The sequence below is a fragment of the Pseudomonas sp. 300 genome, from assembly GCF_055803035.1.
In genome coordinates, this window is sequence record NZ_JAVLRV010000002.1 from 1,854,124 (window position 1) to 1,879,667 (window position 25,544).

Annotated in this window: 25 protein-coding genes; 12 read left to right on the forward strand and 13 right to left on the reverse strand. The window is 57.9% G+C overall.

What is annotated here, in order from left to right; all coding sequences use genetic code 11:
• Both Q7W83_RS14950 and Q7W83_RS14955 read left to right on the forward strand, forming a co-directional pair.
• Nucleotides 1–678 (forward strand): helix-turn-helix domain-containing protein (locus Q7W83_RS14950; RefSeq protein WP_473656280.1); only part of this gene is annotated, 678 nt, incomplete at its 5' end.
• A 24-nt stretch (nt 679–702) separates the two neighbouring features.
• Complete coding sequence (locus Q7W83_RS14955; RefSeq protein ID WP_458377416.1) at nt 703–1,686, forward strand: zinc-dependent alcohol dehydrogenase family protein; 984 nt, start codon at nt 703–705, stop codon at nt 1,684–1,686.
• Here the strand turns inward: Q7W83_RS14955 and Q7W83_RS14960 are convergent.
• The gene (locus tag Q7W83_RS14960; protein ID WP_150629484.1) at nt 1,676–2,587 is read right to left on the reverse strand and encodes a universal stress protein; all 912 of its coding nucleotides are present in this window, start codon (nt 2,585–2,587) and stop codon (nt 1,676–1,678) included. The two genes, Q7W83_RS14955 and Q7W83_RS14960, sit on opposite strands and share 11 nt — an antisense overlap.
• A gap of 223 nt (nt 2,588–2,810) precedes the next feature.
• On the opposite strand from Q7W83_RS14960, the gene Q7W83_RS14965 reads away from it, so the two are divergent.
• Nucleotides 2,811–3,374 carry a GNAT family N-acetyltransferase gene (locus Q7W83_RS14965; protein WP_150629486.1) on the forward strand — a complete coding sequence of 188 codons (564 nt, stop codon included), beginning with the start codon at nt 2,811–2,813 and terminating at the stop codon, nt 3,372–3,374.
• Between the two features lie 54 nt (nt 3,375–3,428).
• Here Q7W83_RS14965 and Q7W83_RS14970 read toward each other — a convergent pair whose 3' ends face one another.
• Nucleotides 3,429–4,352: a universal stress protein gene (locus Q7W83_RS14970; RefSeq protein WP_150629488.1), complete on the reverse strand. Its 924-nt coding sequence runs from the start codon at nt 4,350–4,352 to the stop codon at nt 3,429–3,431.
• A gap of 209 nt (nt 4,353–4,561) precedes the next feature.
• On the opposite strand from Q7W83_RS14970, the gene Q7W83_RS14975 reads away from it, so the two are divergent.
• Nucleotides 4,562–5,464 (forward strand): GGDEF domain-containing protein, encoded by a 903-nt coding sequence (locus tag Q7W83_RS14975; RefSeq protein ID WP_150653403.1) that lies wholly within the window; start codon nt 4,562–4,564, stop codon nt 5,462–5,464.
• Nucleotides 5,465–5,482: 18 nt separating this feature from the next.
• On the opposite strand, the gene Q7W83_RS14980 is transcribed toward Q7W83_RS14975, so the two are convergent.
• Nucleotides 5,483–6,721 carry an MgtC/SapB family protein gene (locus Q7W83_RS14980; protein WP_473656281.1) on the reverse strand — a complete coding sequence of 413 codons (1,239 nt, stop codon included), beginning with the start codon at nt 6,719–6,721 and terminating at the stop codon, nt 5,483–5,485.
• A 303-nt stretch (nt 6,722–7,024) separates the two neighbouring features.
• On the opposite strand from Q7W83_RS14980, the gene Q7W83_RS14985 reads away from it, so the two are divergent.
• Entirely contained in the window at nt 7,025–7,951 is a 927-nt protein-coding gene (locus Q7W83_RS14985; protein WP_458377414.1) for a universal stress protein, read from the forward strand.
• 58 nt (nt 7,952–8,009) lie between these two features.
• Here Q7W83_RS14985 and Q7W83_RS14990 read toward each other — a convergent pair whose 3' ends face one another.
• The 3 genes from Q7W83_RS14990 to Q7W83_RS15000 form a co-directional block, all read right to left on the reverse strand.
• Nucleotides 8,010–8,669 carry a c-type cytochrome gene (locus tag Q7W83_RS14990; protein WP_150653405.1) on the reverse strand — a complete coding sequence of 220 codons (660 nt, stop codon included), beginning with the start codon at nt 8,667–8,669 and terminating at the stop codon, nt 8,010–8,012.
• Between the two features lie 626 nt (nt 8,670–9,295).
• Entirely contained in the window at nt 9,296–10,003 is a 708-nt protein-coding gene (locus tag Q7W83_RS14995; protein WP_150653406.1) for a phosphoribosyltransferase, read from the reverse strand.
• Nucleotides 10,004–10,060: 57 nt separating this feature from the next.
• Nucleotides 10,061–10,945 (reverse strand): universal stress protein, encoded by an 885-nt coding sequence (locus Q7W83_RS15000; RefSeq protein ID WP_458377412.1) that lies wholly within the window; start codon nt 10,943–10,945, stop codon nt 10,061–10,063.
• A gap of 292 nt (nt 10,946–11,237) precedes the next feature.
• Between Q7W83_RS15000 and Q7W83_RS15005 the strand changes: the two genes are divergently transcribed.
• From Q7W83_RS15005 to Q7W83_RS15030, 6 genes are all read left to right on the forward strand, one after another.
• Nucleotides 11,238–11,804 carry a phosphoribosyltransferase family protein gene (locus Q7W83_RS15005; protein ID WP_150653408.1) on the forward strand — a complete coding sequence of 189 codons (567 nt, stop codon included), beginning with the start codon at nt 11,238–11,240 and terminating at the stop codon, nt 11,802–11,804.
• 83 nt (nt 11,805–11,887) lie between these two features.
• Nucleotides 11,888–12,853 carry a ribose-phosphate diphosphokinase gene (locus tag Q7W83_RS15010; RefSeq protein WP_150629503.1) on the forward strand — a complete coding sequence of 322 codons (966 nt, stop codon included), beginning with the start codon at nt 11,888–11,890 and terminating at the stop codon, nt 12,851–12,853.
• Complete coding sequence (locus Q7W83_RS15015; protein WP_224787789.1) at nt 12,831–13,439, forward strand: flavin reductase family protein; 609 nt, start codon at nt 12,831–12,833, stop codon at nt 13,437–13,439. Before Q7W83_RS15010 ends, Q7W83_RS15015 begins: the two co-directional genes overlap by 23 nt.
• Nucleotides 13,440–13,749: 310 nt before the next feature.
• Nucleotides 13,750–15,048, forward strand: a complete 1,299-nt coding sequence (locus tag Q7W83_RS15020; protein WP_150636511.1) for a sialidase family protein — start codon at nt 13,750–13,752, stop codon at nt 15,046–15,048.
• Nucleotides 15,045–15,659: a hypothetical protein gene (locus Q7W83_RS15025; protein WP_150636509.1), complete on the forward strand. Its 615-nt coding sequence runs from the start codon at nt 15,045–15,047 to the stop codon at nt 15,657–15,659. Before Q7W83_RS15020 ends, Q7W83_RS15025 begins: the two co-directional genes overlap by 4 nt.
• 32 nt (nt 15,660–15,691) lie before the next feature.
• Nucleotides 15,692–17,728: an LTA synthase family protein gene (locus Q7W83_RS15030; RefSeq protein WP_473656282.1), complete on the forward strand. Its 2,037-nt coding sequence runs from the start codon at nt 15,692–15,694 to the stop codon at nt 17,726–17,728.
• A gap of 72 nt (nt 17,729–17,800) precedes the next feature.
• Here Q7W83_RS15030 and Q7W83_RS15035 read toward each other — a convergent pair whose 3' ends face one another.
• Nucleotides 17,801–19,588: a SulP family inorganic anion transporter gene (locus Q7W83_RS15035; RefSeq protein WP_150653409.1), complete on the reverse strand. Its 1,788-nt coding sequence runs from the start codon at nt 19,586–19,588 to the stop codon at nt 17,801–17,803.
• 212 nt (nt 19,589–19,800) lie between these two features.
• Between Q7W83_RS15035 and Q7W83_RS15040 the strand changes: the two genes are divergently transcribed.
• The gene (locus tag Q7W83_RS15040) at nt 19,801–21,426 is read left to right on the forward strand and encodes a methyl-accepting chemotaxis protein (protein WP_150653410.1); all 1,626 of its coding nucleotides are present in this window, start codon (nt 19,801–19,803) and stop codon (nt 21,424–21,426) included.
• Between the two features lie 91 nt (nt 21,427–21,517).
• Here the strand turns inward: Q7W83_RS15040 and Q7W83_RS15045 are convergent, their stop codons facing one another.
• The 6 genes from Q7W83_RS15045 to Q7W83_RS15070 form a co-directional block, all read right to left on the reverse strand.
• Nucleotides 21,518–22,216 (reverse strand): hypothetical protein, encoded by a 699-nt coding sequence (locus tag Q7W83_RS15045; protein WP_150629515.1) that lies wholly within the window; start codon nt 22,214–22,216, stop codon nt 21,518–21,520.
• Nucleotides 22,191–22,481, reverse strand: a complete 291-nt coding sequence (locus tag Q7W83_RS15050; RefSeq protein ID WP_473656283.1) for a hypothetical protein — start codon at nt 22,479–22,481, stop codon at nt 22,191–22,193. Before Q7W83_RS15050 ends, Q7W83_RS15045 begins: the two co-directional genes overlap by 26 nt.
• A gap of 45 nt (nt 22,482–22,526) precedes the next feature.
• Nucleotides 22,527–22,991 (reverse strand): MaoC family dehydratase, encoded by a 465-nt coding sequence (locus Q7W83_RS15055; protein WP_150629519.1) that lies wholly within the window; start codon nt 22,989–22,991, stop codon nt 22,527–22,529.
• 21 nt (nt 22,992–23,012) lie between these two features.
• Nucleotides 23,013–23,744 (reverse strand): hypothetical protein, encoded by a 732-nt coding sequence (locus Q7W83_RS15060; protein WP_150629521.1) that lies wholly within the window; start codon nt 23,742–23,744, stop codon nt 23,013–23,015.
• Nucleotides 23,741–24,835, reverse strand: a complete 1,095-nt coding sequence (locus tag Q7W83_RS15065; RefSeq protein ID WP_150629523.1) for an AI-2E family transporter — start codon at nt 24,833–24,835, stop codon at nt 23,741–23,743. Before Q7W83_RS15065 ends, Q7W83_RS15060 begins: the two co-directional genes overlap by 4 nt.
• Nucleotides 24,836–24,907: 72 nt before the next feature.
• On the reverse strand, nt 24,908–25,543 hold the full coding sequence (locus Q7W83_RS15070; protein ID WP_150629525.1) for a response regulator transcription factor: 636 nt from the start codon (nt 25,541–25,543) through the stop codon (nt 24,908–24,910).
• Nucleotide 25,544 lies beyond the last annotated feature (1 nt).

A 25,544-nucleotide genomic window follows, 5' to 3' on the forward strand; every position in this document is an offset into this window, starting at 1 on the left:
GAATTGTGCCTGCCAATTGGCCTGAGCGGCGCGGAAGTCGAGCGACTGGATACGCTGATTGTGCAACGTTTCAAGGTTAAAAAGGGTGCCGCGCTGTACCGCACGGGTGATCCATTGCGTTCGCTTTACGCGGTCCGTATTGGCTCATTCAAGACCAGCGTGTTGTCAGTCGATGGTCGTGAACAGGTCACGGGTTTTCACATACCCGGCGAGATGCTCGGTCTGGATGCCATCAGTGCCGATGAGCACGCTTGCAATGCGTTTGCCCTGGAGGACAGCGAAGTCTGCCCCATCCACTACGCGCAACTTGAGAAACTCGCGCAAAACCTGCCGTCGCTGCAGCACAACCTGAACAGGCTCCTGAGCCGTGAAATCGTGCGTGATCACAGCATGTTGATGCTGATGGGCAATATGAACTCGGATGAGCGGCTGGCGGCTTTTCTGCTGAACCTGTCGCAACGTTTCAGTATCCGTGGCTATTCATCCAGGGACTTCGTGCTGAAAATGCGTCGCGAAGAAATCGGCTCTTACCTTGGGCTGCGCCTGGAAACCATCTGCCGGGGCATTGCGCACCTGCGGGATCAGGGATTGGTAGACATAGCGGGCCGAGACGTCAAAATCCAGAACATGGAAGGGCTCAAGCAGCTGGTCGCGGGCTGTCATCGCTCCCCACGCTGACACCCGCACGTCTGGAGGATTGTCATGCGTGCCATGGTTCTGCGTATCCCCGGCCAACCGCTGCAAGCGGAAGAACGCCCCATCCCGACACCCGGCCCACACCAACTGTTAATCAAAGTCCTGGCTTGCGGCGTGTGCCGTACCGACCTGCACCTGGTGGACGGTGAGTTACCACAAGCGGTACTCCCGCGGGTGCCGGGGCATGAAATCGTTGGCGAAGTCATGGCGGTGGGTGCAGACGTCACCTCCGACTGGATCGGCCAGCGAGTGGGCGTTCCATGGCTGGGCTGGACCTGCGGTCAGTGCGTGTTCTGCCGTTCCGGCCGAGAGAATCTTTGTGATCAGGCGCAGTTCACCGGTTGTCATCTGGACGGTGGTTACGCCGAATACACCGTGGCCGACAGGCGTTTCTGTTTCGCGATTCCCGCCGTGCTCTCGGACATTCAAGCAGCACCGCTGCTGTGTGCCGGGCTGATCGGCTTTCGGGCCCTGCAAATGGCCAAAGACGCACGCCACCTGGGCCTGTATGGTTTCGGTGCGGCAGCGCATCTGGCAATTCAGGTGGCGCGCGGTCGGGGGCAGCGGGTGTATGCGTTCACCCGGCCGGAGGACAGCGAAGGCCAGGCCTATGCCCGATCCTTGGGGGCCGAGTGGGCCGGCCCGTCGGATCAGCCTCCGCCACACCTGCTCGATGCCAGCCTGATTTTCGCCCCCGTAGGCGCGCTGGTGCCGGCGGCGCTGGCCGTTACCGTCAAGGGCGGCTGCGTGATTTGCGCCGGTATTCACATGAGCGACATCCCCGCTTTTCCTTATCGCCTGCTGTGGGGCGAGCGTAGCGTCCGTTCGGTGGCCAACCTGACCCGCGAAGACGGCACGAGGTTTTTTGAAGTCTTGCAGCACACGCCCGTGCACTGCGACATCACCCGTTTTGCTCTGGACGACGCCAATCAGGCACTGGCGTTTTTGAGGGCCGGTCAGTTCAATGGCGCGATCGTGCTCACCCCCTGATGCCCGCCCCGACCGCCAGAATACTGCCCGGTACCGAGTACAGCGCCCGTTCTGTGTTGCTGCCGATCAAGCGGTCGATCCCGACCCGGTGCACCGTGCCCATCACCACCACATCGGCCAGGTATTGCTCGACAAATTCGCTGATCACCGGCACCGGCAGGCCCAGCACAAAATGCCGACGTTCTGGTGGAACGCCATAACGATCGGCCAGGGTGACGAAGGCCAGATGCAGGGATTCACGCAGCGCCTCAACGTAGTCCTCGCTCCAGCCACCGCCGCTCAGCGGCACATCGCCATTGAACGCTGGCGACAAGTCATAGGCGTAAAGCAGGTGCAGCGGCGCGTCGCATTGCAAGGCCAGTGCGTTGGCGGTCTGAATGATGGTGTCGTTCAGACCACTGATGTGTGTCGACGGATCAAACGGGTCCACCGCCGCGACGACCCGGTGCGGCAAACCGTAACGGGCATGGTTGACCAGGTGCACGGGGATCGGGCATTCGCGCAGCAAGTGACAATCCAGCGGAGTGATGAACACCCGCTTGAGCACTGGCTCCAGGGTGACATCCTTGATCAGCAGGTCGGGCTTGAGGTCTGCGACTGCGTTCAAAATGTCCGGCAGCGGATGGGTCGTGAACACAACTTTGACCGTTACCTCCAGCCCCAGACCGCTGAGCCGCTCGAGCTCTTCGGCCTCCCACCGGTGATAGCGGCGCAGATAGCGCTGATACCCTGCGTCGTCGACTTTCTCTTCCCACCTATGCACGATCGGCACCGGTTCGACAAAGGCCCGCACATCCAGCACAGCCCCACTCGCCTTGGCCAGCGCGACGGCACGCAGCATGGCGGGGGACGGATGCAGGGTTTGGTCGGCGATCAGCAACAAACGTTGATATTGACCCATCACACACCTCGGCTCGACACCGGTCGTTAAACGCCGGCGGTTTCAAGATGCGCCCGTTGCCCCCTCCCCCGGGTTGATTTACATCAAACACGCGCCAATCAATGCCCACGTGACGTCTCTCTGATCCAGATCAGATTCTGACGCCGACGGCGGTGTAGAAAGGAGTGAACTGCGGGGTTTTCCGCCGCGCGCCAACGTTTCAAACCGGATGGAGGATCACCCCATGCTCACTGTCAAAGACCACAATGATCGGGCCGCTGCCGCCTACGCCGCAGTCACCGGACAATACTGGATCGAAGCACTCAAGGACGGTCGCCATGTGCTGATCCGGCCGTTGGAGTCAAAAGATCGCGATCGTGAATACGCCTTTATCAAACGGCTATCTCCCGAGTCCCGGCACATGCGTTTCCTGGCGCAGATAAATGAACCCGGCGCCGCCATGCTTGACCAGTTGATGGACACCGATAACCAACAGCGCACGGCCTATATCGCACTGGTTCACGAAAACGGCCAGTTGATCGAGATCGGCATTAGCCGCTACGCCGCCACGGGCGAGCATGAGTGTGAATGCGCGGTGACGGTTGCCGATGAATGGAAGCACCTGGGGCTGGGCACGTTACTGATGGAACATCTGATCAAGGCTGCACGCAAGAACGGTTTTCGCCAAATGTACTCGGTGGACGCTTCCAGTAATGCGCCGATGCGCGACCTGGCGAAAGTCTTGGGTTTCGAGACGCACAATGATCCCGATGACAGTCGTCAGGTCATTCATCGTCTTTACCTGTAAAAAATCGCCCCGCGATGTTCCGGCCAACGGTTCATCGCGGGGCTATCCAGGTTCTCAGGATTGCAGCACTTTGCCCGGTTTTATTGCCAGCACGCTGCAAGGCGCCCGATGCAACAGTTGCTCGGCCGTGGTCCCCAATAACTTGCTCAACCCCTTGTGTTGCACCGTCCCCATCACGATGACATCGGTGCGGTGGTCGGCGGCAAATTCACAAATACTCGACACCGGGATGCCCTCGATGAAGTGCCTACATTCCGGTGGCACGCCGTGACGCTCTGCCAGGGCCGCAAATGCCTCGTGCTGAGCCACGCCCAACGCCTCATAAATCCCGACGGCCAGCGGCAGTGCACCAAACCCCATGTCCTGCGCATACATGGCGGTCCAGTCAAAGACATGCAACAGCTCAAGCCGAGCGCCACATTGTTCAGCCAGCTTGGTCGCCGCGTCGATAATCTGGTCGTTGAACACATGATCCTGGTCTTCGCTGCGCATCACATCGATGATGGCCAGCACGTTGTGGGGTCGTGGGTTGAGGGCGTTGGTCACCAGATGCACCGGCACCGGGCAATCGCGCAGCAGCTGCCAATCCAGTGGTGTGAAAAACACGCGTTTCAACGCCGATTCTTCCTGGGCATCCTTGATGATCAGCGCCAGCGGCATCTCGTTGACGAAGTGCAGGATCTCCTCGTAAGGATGCTGTACCCACACCACCTCGCTGGTGACCACGACCCCGTGCTTGCTCATCAGCGCGGCTTGCTCCGCGAGCCACTGCCGATGGGTTTGCAAGTACCCGTCCCGTGCCAGGCTGATTTGTTCTGGAGCGAACAGGCCGGCGACCGCCAAAGCCTGCAAATAATCGAACGCCACGATATGCAACGGCAATTGCATCGCGAGTGCCAACGCCGCGGCGCGGTCGAACGCCGACGTGCGGGTCATGGCTGGGGGAGCAATTAACAGTAAACGCTGAGTCTGCGACATGGGGCACCTCGGCACGCGGCCATCTGGATGAAGTGTTCAGGCATTCAGACTGAGCGTTCGAGCCGGAGGCGACTTGATCTTTATCAGCAACGACGTTCCGTTTGACATTAATCACGGCAGATAAAGTTGATCTTGATCAAATGATCGCGCCCCCCTTCCACCTAGCCTGAATCAAGGCTTAACGCTTCATTGGCAGTATCGGAGGGGCAATGATCGACTATGACCAGCAGTTGTTGGTAAGAGCATTGGACGCTGCGACAAATCCGGTATTGATCACAGAAAGGACGGGGTGCATCGTCTGGATCAATAAAGCGTTTTGCCTCTTGAGTGGCTATACCAAACCGGAACTGGTGGGGAAAACCCCGCACCTGCTCTCCTCGGGAAGACAAAGTACGACCTTCTATCGGGACCTGTGGCTGACGCTCCTGGCGGGCCTGACCTGGCAAGGTGAAATGGTCGAGCGACGCAAGGATGGCGGTAGCTGTACCGTCAATCAGGTCATCACCCCAGTGCTCGATCATCAAGGTGTGGTGACGCACTTCATCGCCATCTTGCACAATTTCACGTTGATGGATGACGAGCGCGCCAACATGCAGCAGTTGGCATTCCATGATCCCCTGACCGGGTTGCCTAACCGCAGGTTGTTTCTGAATCTGCTTGATCAGGCCATTAACTACGCCACGAAGAACCACCAGTCGTTCGCGTTGATGTTTATCGATCTGGATCGCTTCAAGTCGGTCAACGACACGTTGGGGCACGCCTGTGGCGACAAGCTGTTGGTAGCGGTGGCCGAGCGCTTGGGCCAGTCCGTGCGCAGATCCGATATTGTTTCTCGTTTAAGCGGGGACGAGTTCGCAATTCTGATCACGTGCATGGATCAAGTCGACCAGCTTGAGGCCTTGGCCCATAAACTAATCGCCGCCATCAATCAGCCCTTCATGATCGAGGCACAGAGTATTGAAGTACGCATAAGCGTCGGTATCAGCCTGTTTCCCGCTGATGGCGTCAGCGCCGAAGACTTGCTCGGTCAGGCTGACGGTGCGATGTACCAGGCAAAAAAAACCGGTGGCAATCTCTGCCGTTTCAGCCTTCTGACGCCAGTCTCTGATTGAGCATTCAATACACGGGCTTCAGTGCAACAAGGTGCCCACCCACATCGCCAGTGTCAGCAACACCTGGCCGGGGATCACATAAGCGGCGAACCGTCGTCCGCCGCTGACCCAGGCCACCAGGCATTTGCTCAGCGAGTTACTGCTGACAGCAATCAGCGCGGGGCCGGCAATGGCATCGAAAGGCACCAGCCCGGCCTTGGCCAGGGAGGCAATGGACGCCGTCGAGGAATGCGCATCGGCAAACCCGGTAAGGGTCGCGGTCAACATTACCCCGGCCTCGCCAAAGTGGCTGAGCATCACCGACGACAGAAACGTGATGCCGGTCATGGCCAGCGTGACGACCAGGGCCAGCTTGAGATTGAACGCACCACCCACCTTGATCGGCTGGTTGGTGCCGCTCGCAGATGCGGGAAACATCAAGCCCAGGCCATACAACGCCGTGGCAGCGCCACCGCACAGCAGCGGCCCCCTCATGGGGCGCAGCAGATCGGTATCGACCGCCCCGAGGATCAGGCCGACCTGAGCGACGGTAGCCAAGTTGGACAGTATCGCTGCCGCGCTCAGAATTTTGATGTGTTCGGGCTCTTTGGTGACCAGATGTCCCATGGCGGCGATGGTCATGGTGCTGGACGCAAACCCGGAAGCGATGGCGCTGATCGCATAGCCATAACGGCTGCCCAAGGTACGCACAGCGATATGCCCCATCGCCCCCACTGCCATCAGCAATACGGTCAACGTGCAAATGGTGCGCAGGTTGATGGCGGCGTAGGGGCCGATGAAACGGTCCGGTGCCAATGGCAGCACCACCAGTGCAGCAATCAGTAACACCAACCCGTCGCGCATTTCCGCTTCGGTCAGTTGGCTGCGGGCAAAGTGGTGCAACTTCTGCCGGTACATCAGCAGCGCGGCAATCACCACGCCCATGACAATGGCCAGCTCAGGCGCGGTGCTACATAACGCGCCCAATACCAACACCGTGAGCAACGCCACTTCGCTGGTCACGCCCGGGTCATTGCTCAAGCTTCGCCAATACGCCACGCAGACCAGCATCGCCAGTCCGAACGCCATGATCCCCACCAGCAGGCCACCACCGACCACCATTGCCGCGTAACCCAACAACGCGGTAATCGCAAACGTGCGCAAGCCGGCACAGGCACGGCTGTCCCCTCGCCCCTTGTGCCGTTCGCGTTCAAGACCGATGAGCATGCCGATCCCCAGCGCAGCGGCCACTCCCGCCAGGCCCAAGGCTTCGATCATGGGTGCCCTGCCCTTATGTTCGCCATGGCGATCCCTCCAGTCCCCTGCTTGCGCTTGAGTTCAGCACGCCCTGAAGAGTGCGCCGCAATGACGGACGGGAGGTTGATAATGGTCAACCCTTTCATGATGGCCACGGTGTGACTAACCGCATGTCGGAGGGCATTTTTCCATCCCGTGCCTGTTTGACAAAAATCAATCTCCCCTCCCTGGCTAGCAGCAACAATGTGCATAAGGCTTCAACTGCCCAAACGCACCGTTGCCATTAAGCGCAGGCGTTTCTGGACTACCTACGGGAGATTTGTCATGTCTGAGCAATCACGTTTCATGCTGGTCGTCTCGCCCCTGATGGAAAACAGCCCCGCGTTCGACCGGGCTGGGGCGTTGGCCAAGGCTTCGGGGGCGGCACTGCATATCGTGGCGTTCGATTACCTGGAAGGTCTGGCGACCGCCGGTATGGTCAACGAACAAGCGCTGGAGCAGATGCGCATCGGGTACGTCGAGCGCCATCGCCAGTGGCTGGAAGAACAGGCCCGCCCCTTACGCAAAATCGGAGTGCACGTCACCACTGAAGTGGTCTGGGTGGAAAGACCCTTGCAGGAAATTCTCATTCACCTCAAAGAACAGCCGATGACCGCACTGATCAAGTCACTCGAATACGAATCGCTGCTGTCACGCCTGATGTTCACGCCCCTCGATATCCATTTGCTGCGCGAATGCCCCGTGCCTTTGCATTTTGTCAGTCATGTGAAGCACGTCTTGCCGCGTAAAATTGTCGCTGCGGTTGATCCTTTCCATCGCGAAGGTCAATACGAAGGTTTTAACGACCGGATTCTGCGTGAGGCCTCAAAACTGGCGAGCACCTGTAATGCGACGCTGGATGTGATCTATGCCCATGACCTTTCATCCATCAGCGCCGACGAATTCGGTTTCGACAACGCCTCCGCATTTTTCTCTTCAGGCAAAGCCAAGACCCTGTTCGATGCACAGGGCGACGCCTTCCGCGAACTGGCCGAGCGCAATGGCATTCCAGCGGAGAACCAGCACATGATCATGGGCAATCCGGCCAAGGTTCTTTCCAGTTACGCTGATGCCTATGACATCGACGTCATCGTCATGGGCCGTGTAGGCCATCGTGGCCTGGGCCGATTGGTCGGCAGTACGGTGGAACATCTGCTGTACAAAATGCCGTGCAGCGTGTGGGTGATTTCACCCGAAGAACTGGCTGACTGATAGTCGCCGTGATCAGGCCGCTCGCCGTGCGTTAGCTATTGCACTTCGAGCGGACGCCCTATTTTTTTGACCCCTGTGATGCCAGGTAATGTGCGACAGATTCGGCATCCGCATCAGACAGTGAATGATTCACCTGCTTCATCAGGGTGTCACGGGGGCGCTGGTCGGATCGTTGAAGAACCTTGATCTGGCGACTCATATAGTTTGCGTGTTGACCCGCCAGGCGGGGAAACCGACCATCACCCTGGCCGCCTGCACCGTGACAGGAACTGCACTGAGCGACGCCAGATTCGGGCAAGCCCTGGTGAAAGATCAACTCACCGCGCGCATCAGGCGTGTCGGCATCAGCCTTCATGGGGCTCTGGCTTGAAAAATAGTCGGCCAGTTCGGTTATCTGGGTCTCTGTCAGATGGGTAAACCCCCACATGTACTGGACCCCGATTTTATCGCTGCGAGCATGGCCCTTGAAGTCGGCCAACTGCAACTTCAGGTACTCTTTTTGCTGACCGGCCAACTTGGGAAACGCCGGCGAGACGGATTCCCCCGTCAGCCCATGGCATTGGGCGCAAACCTGGTCCGCCATGGCAATACCGGACATGGGTGATGTTGTTTGCAAAGTCTTTTCGCTCGTTCGGGTACAGCCCATGAGCGCTGCTACGCAGAGGGCCAGAGCAAGAGGTGACTGGTGGAAAATACGCGTCGTGCCAAATGCTTCCATGATCTACGCCCCTACTTTTAGCGGATCAAAACGCATCCTTCCTCTACATCAAATCCCTCTGAAAAAAGCTGCCTGATGACATCCGTTGGCTGGAGCCTAGCTAGACGCAGACCATTTACAAGGTCAGAGGCAAAGGAGCCATTCGGATCTGCATTCGGACTAACCACCATCGCGTCTGTTCATATCAGGCAGCCAACGAATACTTGATCCAGACACCTTCTCTCAAGGCGTTGAACCCTTTATTGACGAAACTCAATTATTTGTCTGGATCAAGGTGTAGGACGAGGTTCGACCACCTCCTGGAACCTGCGCGACCGGCACATGTTCGACACTCTACAGTCACTACTTCGAAGCGATGATGGCCGAACAGTTCGACGCCATGATCTGGATTGAACAGACTCAACCGGTGACAGCACTGGGAACCGGAAGACGAAACCTATCCCTTTGGCGTGTGAGGCGGATCAAGCGTTTTCAGTCGGGGCCGTGCAGATGCTTCACGAACCAGTCGCCAGCGAGTCTGGCGACTTCTGCCATGCCCCAAGACCACTAGAGCGCTGGTGTTGGTCCGCAGACGTCAAGCGGCTGATAGCGCAACGGCCCTCAGGTCGAGCTGTCGATATTTCAACTCAGTCATCGACACTCTCCTGAGCCGACGCGCGGGTGGCGGGCTCTCGCTGCCAGGCGCGCATCAACAAATCGATGACCTCTTCGTCTGAAGTCTGAGGGAAACTCAAGTACCAATAACCGATCGACATCATCCACTCGGGAATCAGTGGGCAGATCACTTCATTGACTTCACTGCGCAGCGCTTCCACCGTTTCCTGCGGTGCAACCGGCACGGCGACGACGATGCGGGACGGTGCTTGCATTCGCACCGCGTGGATTGCCGCCATCATAGAGGCCCCGGTTGCCAGGCCGTCGTCGATCAGGATCACCACCTGATCCTTGAGTTGCACAGCTGGGCGAGCGCCCCTGTACACCTGATCACGACGCAATAGCTCCTGTGTTTCGCGCGCGAGCACGGAATCGAATGCGGCCGGGGTAATGGGGTGCGCCCGCAAGGCGTCTTCATTAATGATTTGGATACCGCCATTGGCAATGGCGCCCATGGCAAATTCCGGGTGGGAGGGAACGCCCAGTTTGCGGACCAGCATCAGGTCCAGACGCACGTCCAGGGCCTTAGCCACTTCGTAGGCGACCGGAACGCCTCCACGGGGCAAGGCGAGGATGATGACATCGGGCCGATGAGCGTATTTGAGTAACGGTTCCACCAGCCGTTGACCGGCATCAGCCCGGTCCTTCAAGGTGGTTTGCAATGAGGGGCTTTGACTCATGAAAAACCTCCTCAGGCGATAACGCCTGTGGTTCGTTACAACAGGGCCTTCTCCGTTTCAGACCGCCAGAACACTGCAAGACACCTGGTACAGAATATGTTCTGTCGTGCTGCCCAGCAGCTTCTCCAGTCCGTGGTACTGGACTCTGCCCATCACGATCACATCCACCTGCTGCTTGCTGACAAAATCGCTCAGCGCCGAGACCGGGTGACCGAGAACGAAATGCCGACGGTCAGCGGGCACGCCGTTCTTACCGGCCAATTTGATGAACGACTGTTCCTCTGTTGTGCGCAGCTCGTTAGTGATGTCTGAAAGGGCCAGCCCCCCCATGTCCGCCAGATAGACGCCCGAAAGATCGCAGGCATACAGCAGGTGCAACTCGGCATCACACTGCAATGCCAGGTTGGTGGCTTGCTGAATGATCCGCTCATTCAGCTCGGTGCCTGGGGACTCGGTAGCCGAAGCGTCAACCGCCGCCACCACCTTGCGCGGCAAGGCATGACCACCACCGCCCACCAGATAGACCGGTATCGGGCAGTGGCGCAACAAATGCCAGTCCAGCGGGGTGAAGAATGCGCGTTTGAGCGCTGATTCGTGCTGCACTTCCTTGATCAGCAGGTCGGGCTGCATTTCCGTGACGTGATCAAGAATGTCTTGCTTCATGTCATCGGCCCACGTCACCTCCGTCGTCACTTCGAGCCCGAGAGCATGGAGATGGGTGGCCTGGTTCTCCAGCCAGTCGCGATGGTCCTGAAGGTAGCTTTCACGGGCTTTTTCCCGCACGCCTTCGTCCAGCAGAGACAGTATCTCCAACGGCTTGACAAACGCAGCAATATGCAAGCTCGCGCCGCTAGCCTTGGCCAGTGCGGCCGCATGGTTTATCGCAGGAGAATGGCGCAGGACCGGGTTGATGATGAGTAACAAACGTTGATATTGGCTCATGATCTGACTCCAGACAGATGGGACTCGACGTCCACCGCAGCCCCATCATTGAGGCCAGCCGTAACGCCTGCACCGGATCAGGCACCAGCGTTGATTCAGAGTCCTCTGTTGATGTCGCCCTGGCGTTGATTTATATCAAATCCCTGCGCCAACGCAGCTCAAGGAGCTCGGGGGCGCGCTGGTAAAATGGATTGAATTTTCATTTCATCGCGCTTGATCAATATCAATAAGGACGGGCCGAGCAGGATTATGTTGGCAGGATCAACCCATCGGTTCCCGACAGGAGATTGCGATGCCGACCCTACCTGCTAGTCAGCGGTTACGCTTGTACGACAGCGATGAACTCGATGGCGTGCTGCAGGCGATGGCGCGCCAAGCCGCGACATTGTTGCCGCCCGCGCAAGCGGCACTGATTGGCATCCAGCGCCGCGGCGAGCCGCTGGCACAGCGTTTACAGCAACACCTTTCACGTCAGACCGGTCAGCCAGAACTGCCTCTTTACCCTCTGAAGGTCAAGCGCTATGCCGATGACCTCAAGGTGTTGCATGCACACACGGAATTGACCGAGAACCCACTTCTGGGCGAGCTGGACCTTGTCAATACCACCCTGCTTGTTGTCGACGATGTGCTTTTTGAGGGACATTCACTCCTGCGCACCTGTGCCTATTTGGCACAACTGGGTGCTCGTCGGGTCTACACTGCGGTACTGGTTGACCGGCATGTCTGCCAGCAGCCGATCCGTGCCGACATTATCGGCGTGCACCTGCAAGTTGCCGCCCATGACATCGTCGAATGCAACGTCCCGCCCTACGAAATGGAGTTCTGCATTGAAGTTTTGCGTCATGGTGCTGCCCGATGATGGCGCAAGGGTTGCAGGGTAGTTGATGTCTACGTAAGCCATCCGGGTGAGGCCTGTTTGATAAGCCTCAAAGGAGCAAAAGCATGCTCACCGATCGCCCGCTTCTTTTTGCTCTGCAAGGCAGTGAGCACTATGCGACACGCGTCGCGCAACGGCTTGGCTGCCAACTGGCCCTTCATGAAGAGCGTGACTATGAAGATGGCGAGCATAAATGCCGACCGCTGGAGTCGGTTAACGGTCGCGAGGTCGTGGTGTTCCATTCCTTGTATGGGGATGGCCGGCAAAGCGCTAACGATAAGTTGTGTCGCCTGTTGTTCTTTTGCGCAGCCCTCAAGGATGCCGGCGCTCGCGAGGTGCAGGCAGTAACGCCCTACCTCTGCTACGGACGAAAAGATCGTCGCAGCCAGCCTCAAGACCCAACGATCACTCGCTACCTGGCGGCCATGATTGAAGCCTGCCGCGTAGATCGTCTGATTGCCCTGGAAGTGCATAATCCAGCCGCGTTCGACAATGCCTTTCGCATTCCGACCTGGAACTTGCAGTGCACCGAATTGTTCGCCCGGCATTTCGCCAGGTTCGTCGGCGACACCGACGTGGTGGCGGTGTCCCCTGATTCCGGTGGTATCAAGCGCGCTGAACAATTTCGTCAGGCCCTCGAACGACAACTGGGACGCTCAGTGGGCAGTGCGCTGATGGAAAAGCACCGTGCTCACACGACGCTGACGGGCACCCTCTTGGTTGGCGAAGTCTCGGGTAAGACAGCCATTGTTTTCGATGACCTGATCAGTACCGGCGAAACGCTGAAACATGCGGGCCTTGCCTGTCAAAACGCTGGAGCCACCCGACTGTTCGCAGCGGCGACCCATGGCTTGTTCACTACGGGCAGCCATCTGTTCGACCAGCCGCTTTTCGAGCACATTGCGATCTCTGACAGCTTACCTCCATTTCGCCTGCCCACCGAGTGCGTGACGCAACATTTGCACGTACTCGACAGCACCGCCCTGATAGCCACCTTGCTGGCTGAAAATGGACGATTTGGTACCGTCTGAACAGATGATGTTGCCGACCAAAGACAATGGGGAGTGCCTGCAGTTGAAAAAGATCAAAATCAACACAGCATTCACACTGATTGAGCCGGGACCGGTTGTTTTCGTCACCACAAATGATGGCCAGAAGAACAACATCATGACTGTCTCGTGGACCATGGTGATGGGCTTCACGCCGATTTTCGCCATCACCACCGGCCCCTGGAACTATTCATACGCAGCGCTTCTGAAAACCAAGGAGTGCGTCATTTCGATACCCTCCGTCGATTTGATCGATCGCGTTATTGGTGTGGGAACCTGTTCCGGTGCCGACACCGACAAGTTTGCAACATTCGGATTGACGCCCGTGAAAGGCAAACATGTCGGGTCACCCTTGATTAAGGAATGCCTGGCAAATATCGAATGCAAGGTTGTCGATATCATCGAGAAACACAATATTGTTGTCCTCGAAGGCCTCGCCGCCTACATCGACGATTCACCCAAAGAGACACGAACCATTCATTCAGTGGGTGATGGTTCCTTCGTCGTGGACGGACGCACATTGGATAGAAGAAAAATGATGCAAGCGAAACTTCCAGAGGGTGTCTAGGTGTTGGGCGATCGCCGTCACCATCCATTCAAATGGACTCGCCCTGCGTCCTTATCAGTCAATCCAGCGGATCTCTGGTTCCTTGTGCGCGCCTCATCACTCACGGTAAAGATCAACAATTCGATCAACGGTCCGGTTCCCAAGCAGGGATGCAAGTTATTGATACATAAGAACTATCAACTACGCAGTCGACAGGATGGCGTACTACAAACATTTGCTTACGAATTAGCAGCTCGCAAAAGACCGAGTCTGGAACTACAAGTGATAGGTTGAGCGGCCTGAACTGGCCATGAGATGCACAACCTGAATTATGCGCATCCCCCTACCCACCTTCCCTGCCTTCGGGGCTTATGTCGCCCTTTTCTGCCTGTTTTCGGTCGCATGGTTCACCCATCCTGCTCCGGAACACTCGTCCTTCGCCTTGATGAATCCCGTAAAGGCTGTGACTGATCAAGTCGCCAAACCCATCTATACCAGTCGTTTTGCCTCATCCGGGCTGGTGGACTTCGTGCATTCCTCGGCGGTAACCGCCTTGCCAGACGGTAGCCTGATGGCGGTCTGGTTCGCCGGCACCCGCGAAGGCGCAGCCGACGTGCAGGTGCGTTCTGCACGCTTCGACGCGAATACCGGCGAATGGGGTGCCGAGCAGGTATTGGCGACGCGGAAATCGACCCAACAGGGCACTGGAAAATACATCCGCAAGCTGGGCAACCCGGTTGTCGCGCTCGCACCGGACGGACGCCTCTGGTTGTTCTACGTGTCGGTGTCCATGGGGGGCTGGGCCGGTAGTGCGGTCAACGTGATGGTCTCTGACGACTATGGTCGCCAATGGTCCGAACCACGCCAATTGATCACTTCACCCTTTCTGAACATCAGCACCCTGGTACGTTCGGCCCCGGTGTTTCATGCCGACGGTTCCATCGGTTTACCGGTCTACCACGAATTTCTCGGCAAATTTTCCGAGTACCTGTACCTGAGCGCAGACGGCGATGTGATCGATAAATTCCGCATCAGCCACGGCAACAATTCATTGCAACCCACGGTCGTTCCGCTGGACGGACGGCGCGGTATCGCCTTGTTGCGCTATGCCGGAAACACCCATCACCGTGTGCTGGCGACCCGCACTGAAGACGCCGGGCAAACCTGGAGCGAACCCTACCCGCTCGACCCCTCCAATCCGAACTCCTCGTTGGCAGCCATCGCCACGCCCGAACACGGATTGCTGGTGGCGCTCAATGATTTGCAGGAGGGCCGATTCAAACTGAGTCTTTATGGTACCGACGCAAAAATGGACGATTGGCGTTCGCTGCGGGACCTCGACAAATCGCCTGATCCTGAAGGCGATACGTTTTCGCCCGAGGCTTACAAGGAAATCATCGGCAGAGAGTTTCGCGGTTCCAGTGGTGCACTGCGCCAACCGCTGGAGGCGCAGTTCCTGAACAACCTCGACAGCAGGGTCTGTAAGGCGCAAGGCTGCAGTTTCGAATATGAATACCCGTACTTCATCCGAAGTCCCGACGGTATGTATCACCTGGTTTATTCCTGGAACAACACCTTCATCAAGCACGTCACCTTCAACGATGCATGGTTATCGGAGCGTGCCAAATGATCAACCTGTGGCAAGCCCATATCAGCTTCACCCTGATCATCTTTCTGTTGCTGCCTTCGTTTGGTTTAAAGCGGACTGCGAGGATCGCGCTGTTGGTGGCATTGCTGGCAGCCAGCTTCATACCGCTGGATGGCTTGTCGTTGGCTGCGTACTTGCGCAGCCACATCGATGACCTGGCGGTCACGACATTGGTGTTCATGGTGTGGGGCTGTTTGCGTCGACTGGGTTTCCTGCCGTCTGCGCAGCAAGGCACGACCAGCGTTTTGATCATCTTCGCTGCGATGGCGCTGGTGCTCTACCCCGCAACGCTGGGGTTGAGTTATCTGGACCCTTACCGACTTGGCTTCAGTCCGCGCCCGATGCTGATCTTCGTCGCACTGCTCACGGCAGGCCTGTTTTATGTGCGCAGTTACCTGGCCGTCGTGATGCTGACGAGTGCAACCCTGGCCTTCGTCGTCGGGGTAAAACCTTCACATAACTATTGGGATTACCTGGTTGATCCGCTGCTGGGCCTGTATTGCTGCGCGGCACTGCTGACGCTGGCAGTGCGTTGGTCGTATGGCTGGCGGAACACGCTGCGTGGCTCAGTGAAAGACTCCGGATCCGTTTGAGATTCAACGACGTTTTTAACAGGGGAACAGGGATGGGTTGGCTGCAATCAAGACGTTTGCATTATTGGCTAGGCGCGACAGCGATCGCGTTTGTGTTGTTTGCATTGCTGCGGGTGGTGTTCTTTTTCGGTTTTTCCGGTTTCGACGCCAACGCATTGAGCGACGACCGTACCGTCCTGGAAACCCTGGGCATCGGCTTTCGTTTCGATCTGCGCCTGGCCATCCTGGTCATGTTGCCAGTGGCGTTGCTGGCCTGGATTCCGCGTTGGAATCTCGTCAGCAGCCGCCTGCTTCGCCAATTGGCACGCGTGTATGTGTCCATCGCCATGGGCGCCCTGCTGCTGATCTATATCGTAGATTTTGGCCATTACGCCTACTTGGGTGTGAGGATCAACGCCACCGTGCTGCGCTTCATCGAAGACGCGCAAATATCCCGTGACATGGTCTGGCAAACCTACCCGGTCATCTGGATTTCATTGGGGTGGCTGGCAACAGTCGCACTGGTGACTTTGGCTCTGGTGCGCCTGGAGCGTGTGACGCTGGACCGGCCCCGCAAAGCCATTCACCCGCTCTCCGCCACCTGGGGTGGCGCGTTGATGGTCGTGTTGGTACTGCTTGGCATCCTGGGCCGTGTCGAGAACATGAACCTCGAAAACCCTGTCCCGTTGCGCTGGAGCGATGCGTTCTTCTCCGGCAATAACCAGGTCGCAGCGCTGGGCTTGAACCCGGTGATTTTCCTCTACGACACGGTCAAGGTCGGCCAATCACGCTATGACGAAGCGCAGGTGCGTGACCACTACGCCGTGATGTCCAAATACCTGGGCGTCGAACAACCCGACTCGCAAACCCTGAATTTTGTCCGTCACCAGGCACCACAACCCTACAAAGTATCGAGCACACGAGCGCCGAACGTGATGTTTGTCATGCTCGAGTCGCTGGGTACCAGTGCCGTCGGCGCGTATGGCAACCCGATCAATCCGACGCCCAACATTGATCGCCTGGCCACGCAGAGCTGGTTTTTCGAGCACTTCTATGTTCCGGTCACCGGGACCGCAAAAACCGTTTGGGCCAGCATTAGCGGGGTCCCGGACGTCACTCGACAGGAAACCGCGACGCGTAATCCGCTGATTACCAAACAGCACACATTGATCAACGCCTTCACCGGATACGAGAAGATCTACACCATTGGCGGCAACTCCGGTTGGGCCAACATGAACGCCTTGATTCGGCAGAGTATCGACGGGGTTCGTTTGTTCGAAGAGCGGGACTGGAAATCTCCGGTAGTGGATGTCTGGGGGATTTCCGATCTGGATCTGTTCAAGGAAACCGACAAGATCCTGCAGGCACTGCCCAAGGACAAACCGTTCTTTGCCTATGTGCAGACGGCCGGCAACCATCGTCCGTTCACGATTCCCAAGAGCAATGACGGCTTCGAGGTCAAGCACCCGACCCTGGAGGAAGTCCAGGCCGCAGGATCGCGCAGTGTCGAACAGTACAACGCAGTGCGTTTGCTGGACTTCAACATCGGACGCTTGATGGAAATTGCCAAGGAAGGTGGTTACTACGACAACACCATTTTCGTACTGTTTGGCGACCATAACACCCGCATCGCCCAGATCCCTTTCCTGGCACCGGCTTATGAACAACTGGGCCTGGAAAGCAACGCGGTGCCGATGATCATCCATGCACCGGGCCTGCTCGGCACGCGGACCGTCAAGGAAGCCGTCGGCCTGGTGGATTTACTGCCAACCGTGGCCGGCATGGCCGGCCTGGAATTTCGCAACAGTGGCCTGGGGCGTGATATTCAGCAGCCTGCGCCCGAGGGTGAACGCGTGGTGCCACTGGTGCTGCGTGAAGGCACGTTCCCGTTGATTGCGGGCGTCACCCAACACTACATGGTGCAGATGCAGCACGACGGCAGCTCGCCGACGCTGCACGACCTGGCCTCACCGACGCCGCTGGACAACGTGGCCGGGCAGAACCCTGAAGAGTTCAAACGCCTGGTGCAACTGACCCGTGGCCTGCATGAAACTTCAAGATTGATGCTGTACCAGAACGTGCGCAAGTAGCCGGGATCGTCAGTTCGATTGCCTCGGGGCCGGACTACCGCGCCGGCCCCGATAGCATGCACGCACTATTGTTTACTCGCGATTCTCGCCCCGCCCTTCCTTCCTGTCCTCCGGATGGACCTTGAGATAGCTGCTGACGGCGACGCCTAATGTCGGAAAGAACGCAGCTTCGCCAAACCGCTCGAAAAGCCCGAATCGCTTCAACTTGTCTTTGACGGGGTCCTTCATCTCGGCCACGCATAGCGTGATACCTGCCGCGCTCAAGGTTTCGTTCAGTTCGGCCAACATGTCGGCGGACGTCACATCCACGCTGGTGACCGGTTCCGCTGCTACCACCAGCCAGCAAACCGGCGTGGGCGATGTCGCCACGGCGTCCAGCACTCGGTCATGAAACAATTCTGCGTTGGCAAAAAACAACGGGGCATCCCAGCGAAACAGCACCAGACCGGGAATAAGATGCGCATCCGGATAACGCGTGATGTCGTGATAGCCCTGGACGCCTTTGGCGCGACCCAAAACCGCAGAATACGGACGCCAGGCATCCCATAGAAACTCGATCACGGCTACGACGATGGCCAGGCCAATGCCCTCGATGGCGCCGAATACGGCCACACCTGCCGTACAAACGATCGATAACCAGAATTCCCAGCGCTGGATACGATAAATCCGTCGCAGGTCGGCGACTTCGATCAGGCCGATCGCCGATGCGATGACCACCGCCGCCAGTGCGCTGGTGGGCAGGTTCTTCAGCAAATCCGGGGCAAACATCAGCAATAAAGCAACCGCCAGCGCGCCCACCACGCCGGTGAGTTGGGTTCGGGCGCCTGCGGCCTCGGCAACGGGCGTCCGTGACGAACTGCTGCTGATGGGAAAGCCCTGGAACAAGCCGCCGGCAAGGTTGGCGATGCCGAGTCCTACCATCTCCTGGTTTGGGTCGACATAGGTCCGGGTCCGCGCCGCATAGACACGCGAGAGCACGCTGGTGTCGGCAAACGATACAAGCGCAACGGCACAACCTCCGATCAGCACAGGAACAATATCGGCGCTGCGGATCCAGGGGATGGCAAACGCCGGCAAGCCTTGGGGCACAGAACCGAGGATCGCCACATCGTGGGCTGCAAGGTCCAGCACGCCAACGGCGACGGTGGCTCCTGCCACAGCGATCAGAATCCCCGGCACGCGTTTTTTGTCCTTGAGTAACAAGATGACCGCCACAGTGGCAGCCCCGATCATGAAGGTGGTCCAGTTGGTTTTTCCATCCATCACCGAGGTGGCAATGGCCCACAGGTTGCGCAACGGTCCGTCGGTTTCGATCGAAAAGCCGAAAAAGCTGGGCAGTTGACTGATCAATACCGTCAGCGCGATGCCGTTCATGTAGCCATAGCGGATCGGTTTGGAAAGCAGCTCGGTGACGAAACCCAGCCGCGCCACACCGGCCAGGATGCACACCGTCCCCGAGACGATCGCCATCATGCCGGCCAGGGCGATCGCGCGATGCGGATCACCACCGGACAGCGGCAGAACGACAGCGAGAATGACGGCTGCCAATGAGGAATCCGGCCCCAGCACCAGGATTCGGCTGGGGCCGAACAACGCATAAGCGAGCAATGGAACAATGGTCGCGTAAAGGCCATAAATGCCGGGCACCCCCGATGCCACCGCGTAGGCGATACCGACGGGCACCAGCATGGTGGTGAGCACGAGTCCGGCCACAATGTCGTGCTGCAACCATGCCATCTTATAGCGGCCCAACGTCCGCAGCCCCGGCAGCCAACGGCGCCAGCCGGTTTGATCGCCAGTATGCCTGCGCATAATCCGACCCGGTTCAGGAACGGGAGGCAGATCATCCGAATCGCTCATGAGACTTTAGCCCTCAGGGTTAACAAGTAGCGTGCGGTATGTGTGAAAAAAGCTCGAGACGTATGGTGATCAAACGTCGCAAATTCATAAATGTTCGCCGGTCAAACGATGTTCTTCTCTTGAGCCCCAGCAGATGATGTCAATGTGCCTTTATTGCAACTGACGCTAACCTCTCGATCGCTATCGCTTAGCTGACTCAGGAATTACGGACTATGGGAAGCTGGAAAATCAGGACTCATCTGCTTGTGCTCACCAGCACTTTGCTACTGGGTTTGCTGTGTGTCGGCGGGCTTGGACTCTTGGGAATGCAATCCGCTGTACGCAGTCTGGAGACTGTATATCTCGATCGAGTCGTGCCGCTGCGGGACTTGAAAAAAATCGCTGACCTGTACGCCGTGGACATCGTGGATGCCACCCACAAGGCACGCAATGGCAACTTCACCAACGCTGAATCACTGACCCGGATAGAGCAAGCGCAGAGGGAAATTGATCACACGTGGCAAGCGTACAAATCGACGCAACTGATCCCGGCAGAAACTCGTTTAATCGCGCAAATCAATCCGCTGATGGAAGCCACCCACGGGCCATTGCAAAATTTGCAGGGCATGCTGCGCCAGAACGACAACGCCGGTCTCGCACGCTTCGCGACCGATCAGTTGTACCCATTGATCGATCCCTTGTCAGCCAAGTTTTCCGAGTTGATCGAGGTTCAACTGGTGGAGGCCAAGACCCAGTTCGAGCAGAACCAGATCGCCTATACCTCCAGTCTCCGATTCAGCCTGTTGATTCTGGCATTGGCGCTGATCGCAGGCGTGGCCTACACGTTTTTGTTCTCCCGACTGTTGAGCCGCCAGCTCGGGGCCGAACCCGCAGAACTTGCCGCCATCAGTTCGAACATCGCCCAAGGGAAACTCGCCGCTACGCAATTTGACCAGCAACAGCAGTCGACGGGGGTGCTGCACTCCGTCCAGGCGATGCGCCACAGCTTGAGCGACATGATCGGCAAGATCAGCCAGGCCTCCGAGCAGATCGAGGGTGCGACGCTGCAACTGTCTGCATCTTCCGAACAAGGATTGAGCAGCGCCGCCCTGCAAAGCGAGACAGCCTCCTCCATGGCGGCTACGGTAGAAGAGCTTTCCGTCAGCATCACTCACATCGCCGACAATGCTCGACAGGCTCAGAGCACCGCGCAGAAAGCGGGCGAAATCACCCGCGAAGGCATGGAGGTCATGCAAGCATCCATCCAGGAAATGGACCAGATTGCCGATCTGGTTGCACAAAGCTCATCGGACATCGATCAACTGGCGGTTCAGTCGAATGACATCAGTCTGATTGTAGCGGTGATTCGGGGCATCGCCGAACAGACCAATCTACTGGCCCTCAATGCCGCCATCGAAGCGGCGCGTGCGGGTGAACAGGGTCGCGGCTTCGCCGTGGTCGCCGATGAAGTGCGCAGCCTGGCTGCCCGCACTGCCCAATCCACCACGGAAATCGTGGCCTTGGTCAATGCCATACAAAACGGCATGGTCAAAGCCAAAGACAGCATGGCCGCTGGCTGTGAACGCGTGACCCATGGCCAGAAACTGGTCGAAAGCGCGGGCCTTTCCATGGGCAGAATCAAGGGGGCACTGGACGATTCCCTTGCGGCCGTCAGTTTCATATCTTTGTCGCTCCAGGAACAACGCGCCGCCAGTGAGCAGGTTGCCTGCAACGTCGAAAGAGTGGCGCAAAGTGTAGAAGAGAACGCCACAGCCCAAGGCGGGATCGTTCGAACGACCCAGGAACTCAAGGCAATGTCCGACGGACTGGGCGTTATTCTGCAGCGGTTCAGTCTCTAAAAGGCCCGGCCCCCGTCAAACCATCAACGGCCGTTTGAATGCTATGACGGGGGGTGGTAATGAGCATTTTTCACACCTTGGCTTCAAGGTCTTATATTTGCTTAACCCGCGCTACCTGATGATACAAGGGCGGATAGTGGACCCACCGTGTTTTCCAGGGTGCCCACCAAGTCATTCGGAGCACTACGATCAAGGAAATAAAAGCGGTCACCCAGCCTGAATATCCAACAATCTCCCCAAACATCACTCCAAGCGTTGCTACTCCTTGTGCACTCCCTACCCAGGCATCGAAGCAAAACAGCGCCCCCAGACCAAATATCAATACGCCGAGTTCGTGTTTGGTTTCATCCTCCTTTTTCACGGCTTCACATTTGGACTTGTACAGTTCCCATGCAAAATCATCGTTCTCTTTGAAGGCATGCTCCTTCAATTCCGACATCAAGACATAACCAAATGGTCGGTTTGAAGACACATCAGTGGAATCAAGCTTCTCCCATGGAACGAACACGCCAATAGCTCTGAAAAAATTCGCAGAGAATGGAATGAAAAGTGAAACTGTCAAACAAAAAGCAGCCACACCCACGAGGATTATTCCCGCGTGTTTCCACATTTCATCCGTCGACAGCGACAAGCTCATGAGGTTTTTCCCTGCACAGAATGCTAGGGCTGCATCCAGGAAAAGCACCACGTAAGTCAACTGAATCCCCCATCGAAGCTCCCACGCTTTTTCAATGAAACTTGCCGAAAAATCAGCGATGGCACTATCAGACTTTGTAACGCTCTTGGTCATATCTAACTTCCATTACATCACGGATGGTTTTGGCAGCAGGGATACTAACCAATGAAAGAGCGGCTTCCGTAAAATCGTTAGCCTCCCAGATTACCGATTGCCCGGAAAATGCAACCGCCATTCCTTCGGAAAACCAAGTTTGGATGGCGTACAGGTTTTTCCTCCCGAGCAACTGCTGTTGGAAAATATGCACCATTTCATGGTGGATGAGCTGTTGAGTTCGCTGTCGGTCAAGCGGGTTGAAATCGAGGGCAAGCTTTCGCACCTGTAGTGGGTTCTGCCCTCGAAACCTGAAGCCAGGGCCAGCCAATCAATCCTCTGCCGGCCTTCTGAACACCAGCAACTTCCCGGTGGCGCGCTGCACCACCTTGTCATTCTGATTCAGCGTTTCCATGAACAGCGTCACCACGCCCCGATCCGGTTTCGAGGCCGACGGATCGATGGCCTGCACGGTGCTGAACAGGCGCAGCACGTCATCCGGATAAGTCGGCGTCGGCCAACTCAGTTCGATGCCCAGGCCGATGATGCCGTCCGCCAGGGGTACGCTGGCCACGAGCATCTTCATGGTCAGGGCCGCGGTGTTCCAGCCGCTGGCCGCCAGGCCACCGAACAGGCTCAACCCGGCCTCTTCAGCGCTCAGGTGAAAGGGTTGCGGGTCGTACTCACGAGCAAACGCCAGCATCGCTTCCCGGTGGACGCGAACAGGGTCGCTTTCAAATTCCTGACCCAGGCTCAGGTCATCGAGATACAGTTTTTCCCACGAATGCGCGGTCATGATTCATGCCTCCGCAGTGGATTATGAATAGCCGATGTCGCTGAGATCGATGGCCACCAGCAAGGCGTCCTTGTCCGCCTGGCCATCAGCCTTGCGTCGATAGGCGCGCCGCTTGCCGGGCATGCACAAGCCATCGGCTTCGACATAGCCATGAACGTACTGGGCGGCAGGCAGGCCACCGCTGACGTCAACGTTGTAGTCGTGTCGACGTAGCAGAAAGTCTTCACCGAAGTAGAAATCCTGTACGGCGCAGTGCGTGGCAACGTTCTCGGGAAAGGCCACCCGCAATCGCCGCCAACGCTGAGTGCCCTCGCGCCAGGTCTCGACCTCCTCGGTCAAGACACCCGGCCAGGTGAACTGGAAAGGCATGGTCAGGTAGGACCAGAGTGCATAACCGTTGAAGTACGCGCGGTGCAGCGGATCCCAGGGACTGTTTTCCTCATGGTCGCGGAAGGACGCTCGGGGTGTTGATCGCTCGGCAATGACCTTGCCGGCGGTGTTTTCGATGGCGATGCGATCCGGGGTGTAGGCCGTGAACTGATCGGCCGCGCCAAAGGGCGTCACCGAGGCCCGCTGTTCATGCAGCCAGACTGTCATCTTGCGTGGCGCGCTGTCCTGAGTCAGCCCTTTCATTGCCCAGAGCGAGCCACCGGTCACAATCGTGGCGCGTACCTGGCTGAAGCTGTTCCAGCGTTCCAGACCACCGTGGGCGACAAGTACCTGATTCAGCAGTTCATCACGCTGCGCAGTCATGCTGGCGGCCCTCCTTCCTCCGGTGGTCGATCCCGTACCCATTGCCAGAATAATTGATACCCGACCGCGAGCACTACCGGGCCGATGAACAGCCCGATGATGCCGCTGGTGACCATCCCGCCAAGGGCGCCGATCAGCACCACTGGCATCGGTACATCGACCCCGCGCCCCAACAGCAGCGGTTTGAGTACGTTATCCACCAGGCCGGCAACGAAGACGTAGAGGGCGAACACGATCGTCGCGGTATTGGCGCCCTCGGTGGCAAACACAAAGGCAATCACTGGAATCGTGATGAGCGTCGCCGGCAATTGCATGATGCCGAGCAACAGCACCGCCAGGGCCAGCAAACCGGCGCCGGGGATGCCCTTGAAGACAAAGCCGAGCCCCACCAGCAGCATCTGGATGAACGCGATCCCGACCACGCCCAACGCCACCGCACGGATCGTCGCGGTGCACAGCGCGGCGATTTTTGGCCCTCTGACCGGGCCGCTGACGCGCGAGGCAATCTGCACCGCGCTGCGGCTGCCGCTCTCGCCATGGGCCATGAAAATACCGGCAATGATCAAGGCAAAAATGAAGGTCAGGAAGCCCATGCCGACGCCGGCCAGCTTGCTCAACAGGGTCAGGCTGGCATGTTTGATCTGCGGGATGTATTTGGCGGTCAGGTCGGGAAGATTGGTTGAGGCCTGAAGCCACAAATCAGACAGCGACTGCCCCACCAGCGGCCAACTGGCGACTGATTCGGAGGGTGGTGGAATGTGGAAATCGCCGCCCTTGACCAATTCCATCACATGCTCGACCGAGTCGGCAATCGAGGTGCCCAGCAGGTAGATCGGCACCATCAGGATGACAATGGCGACCAGGATGATCAGCGTCGCGATACGCCCTTCTTTTTGCCCCAGCGGCCCCTTCAGCCGCTCTTGCAGCGGGTAAAGGGTGATCGCCAGGATCAGCGACCACAGCATCAGGTCGCGGAACGGGCTAAAGATTTCAAAGCAGAACAGCACCAGAACCGCGATCAGCCCGGCCCGGATAAAGACATCGAGCAGCGTGCGCGTCAGCGTTTTATCCGAGAACGACGAGGGCTCCATGGATGCCTCCCTGATCACTGCGGTACGGGATCGGTTAGCCCAGCATAGACGTTCGATGGAAAACGCGAGGGTTCAACGCAGCTTCAACGGATCAACCAGTTCGGCGGCAATGGCCATGCCGACCAGGTCCGGCAGGGTATTGGCCTGCATGCGCTTCATCACGCGTGAGCGGTAGAGGTCGACGGTTTTTGCGCTCACGCCCAGTTGCTCGGCGATTTCGCGGGTGGTGTAACCCTGCACCAGCGGCAGCAAGACGTCGCGTTCCCGAGGGGTCAGCGTGAGCAAACGCGCCTGCAACGCCTCATGCCCTTGATTGCCCGAACGGTGGGTCGCGCAATTGCTGAGTGCCTGTTGCACGCTGTCCAGCAGCAATTGTTCGTTGTAGGGCTTTTCAATGAAGTCGTGAGCGCCGGCCTTGAACGCACGCACCACGATCGGCACATCGGCGTGACCGCTGACGAAGATGATCGGCAGGTTCAGTTCGCGCAAACGCATTTCTTCCTGCACGTTCAAGCCGCCCATGCCTGGCATGCGCACATCCAGCAGCACACAGGCCGCCAGACTGGCATCGCAGGCATTGAGGAACTCGACGCCGCTGGTGAACGGCAACGCCTTGAGGCCGACCGATTCCAATAACCAGACCGTTGAGTCGAGCATGCCTTGATCGTCATCGACCACATACACCACGTGCTCCGTCACACCCGCCATT

Bases quoted from the DNA above. Each gene is read 5' to 3' on its own strand.
- Q7W83_RS14960 (WP_150629484.1), bottom strand. From the start codon at position 2,587: ATGGGTCAATATCAACGTTTGTTGCTGATCGCCGACCAAACCCTGCAT.
- Q7W83_RS15020 (WP_150636511.1), top strand. From the start codon at position 13,750: ATGCGCATCCCCCTACCCACCTTCCCTGCCTTCGGGGCTTATGTCGCC.
- Q7W83_RS15010 (WP_150629503.1), top strand. From the start codon at position 11,888: ATGCTCACCGATCGCCCGCTTCTTTTTGCTCTGCAAGGCAGTGAGCAC.
- Q7W83_RS15070 (WP_150629525.1), bottom strand. From the start codon at position 25,543: ATGGCGGGTGTGACGGAGCACGTGGTGTATGTGGTCGATGACGATCAA.
- Q7W83_RS15060 (WP_150629521.1), bottom strand. From the start codon at position 23,744: ATGACTGCGCAGCGTGATGAACTGCTGAATCAGGTACTTGTCGCCCAC.
- Q7W83_RS14975 (WP_150653403.1), top strand. From the start codon at position 4,562: ATGATCGACTATGACCAGCAGTTGTTGGTAAGAGCATTGGACGCTGCG.
- Q7W83_RS14990 (WP_150653405.1), bottom strand. From the start codon at position 8,669: ATGGAAGCATTTGGCACGACGCGTATTTTCCACCAGTCACCTCTTGCT.
- Q7W83_RS14955 (WP_458377416.1), top strand. From the start codon at position 703: ATGCGTGCCATGGTTCTGCGTATCCCCGGCCAACCGCTGCAAGCGGAA.
- Q7W83_RS14985 (WP_458377414.1), top strand. From the start codon at position 7,025: ATGTCTGAGCAATCACGTTTCATGCTGGTCGTCTCGCCCCTGATGGAA.
- Q7W83_RS15030 (WP_473656282.1), top strand. From the start codon at position 15,692: ATGGGTTGGCTGCAATCAAGACGTTTGCATTATTGGCTAGGCGCGACA.
- Q7W83_RS14970 (WP_150629488.1), bottom strand. From the start codon at position 4,352: ATGTCGCAGACTCAGCGTTTACTGTTAATTGCTCCCCCAGCCATGACC.
- Q7W83_RS15025 (WP_150636509.1), top strand. From the start codon at position 15,045: ATGATCAACCTGTGGCAAGCCCATATCAGCTTCACCCTGATCATCTTT.
- Q7W83_RS15055 (WP_150629519.1), bottom strand. From the start codon at position 22,991: ATGACCGCGCATTCGTGGGAAAAACTGTATCTCGATGACCTGAGCCTG.
- Q7W83_RS15000 (WP_458377412.1), bottom strand. From the start codon at position 10,945: ATGAGCCAATATCAACGTTTGTTACTCATCATCAACCCGGTCCTGCGC.
- Q7W83_RS15040 (WP_150653410.1), top strand. From the start codon at position 19,801: ATGGGAAGCTGGAAAATCAGGACTCATCTGCTTGTGCTCACCAGCACT.
- Q7W83_RS15035 (WP_150653409.1), bottom strand. From the start codon at position 19,588: ATGAGCGATTCGGATGATCTGCCTCCCGTTCCTGAACCGGGTCGGATT.
- Q7W83_RS14980 (WP_473656281.1), bottom strand. From the start codon at position 6,721: ATGATCGAAGCCTTGGGCCTGGCGGGAGTGGCCGCTGCGCTGGGGATC.
- Q7W83_RS14995 (WP_150653406.1), bottom strand. From the start codon at position 10,003: ATGAGTCAAAGCCCCTCATTGCAAACCACCTTGAAGGACCGGGCTGAT.
- Q7W83_RS14965 (WP_150629486.1), top strand. From the start codon at position 2,811: ATGCTCACTGTCAAAGACCACAATGATCGGGCCGCTGCCGCCTACGCC.
- Q7W83_RS15015 (WP_224787789.1), top strand. From the start codon at position 12,831: ATGGACGATTTGGTACCGTCTGAACAGATGATGTTGCCGACCAAAGAC.
- Q7W83_RS15005 (WP_150653408.1), top strand. From the start codon at position 11,238: ATGCCGACCCTACCTGCTAGTCAGCGGTTACGCTTGTACGACAGCGAT.
- Q7W83_RS15045 (WP_150629515.1), bottom strand. From the start codon at position 22,216: ATGACCAAGAGCGTTACAAAGTCTGATAGTGCCATCGCTGATTTTTCG.
- Q7W83_RS15065 (WP_150629523.1), bottom strand. From the start codon at position 24,835: ATGGAGCCCTCGTCGTTCTCGGATAAAACGCTGACGCGCACGCTGCTC.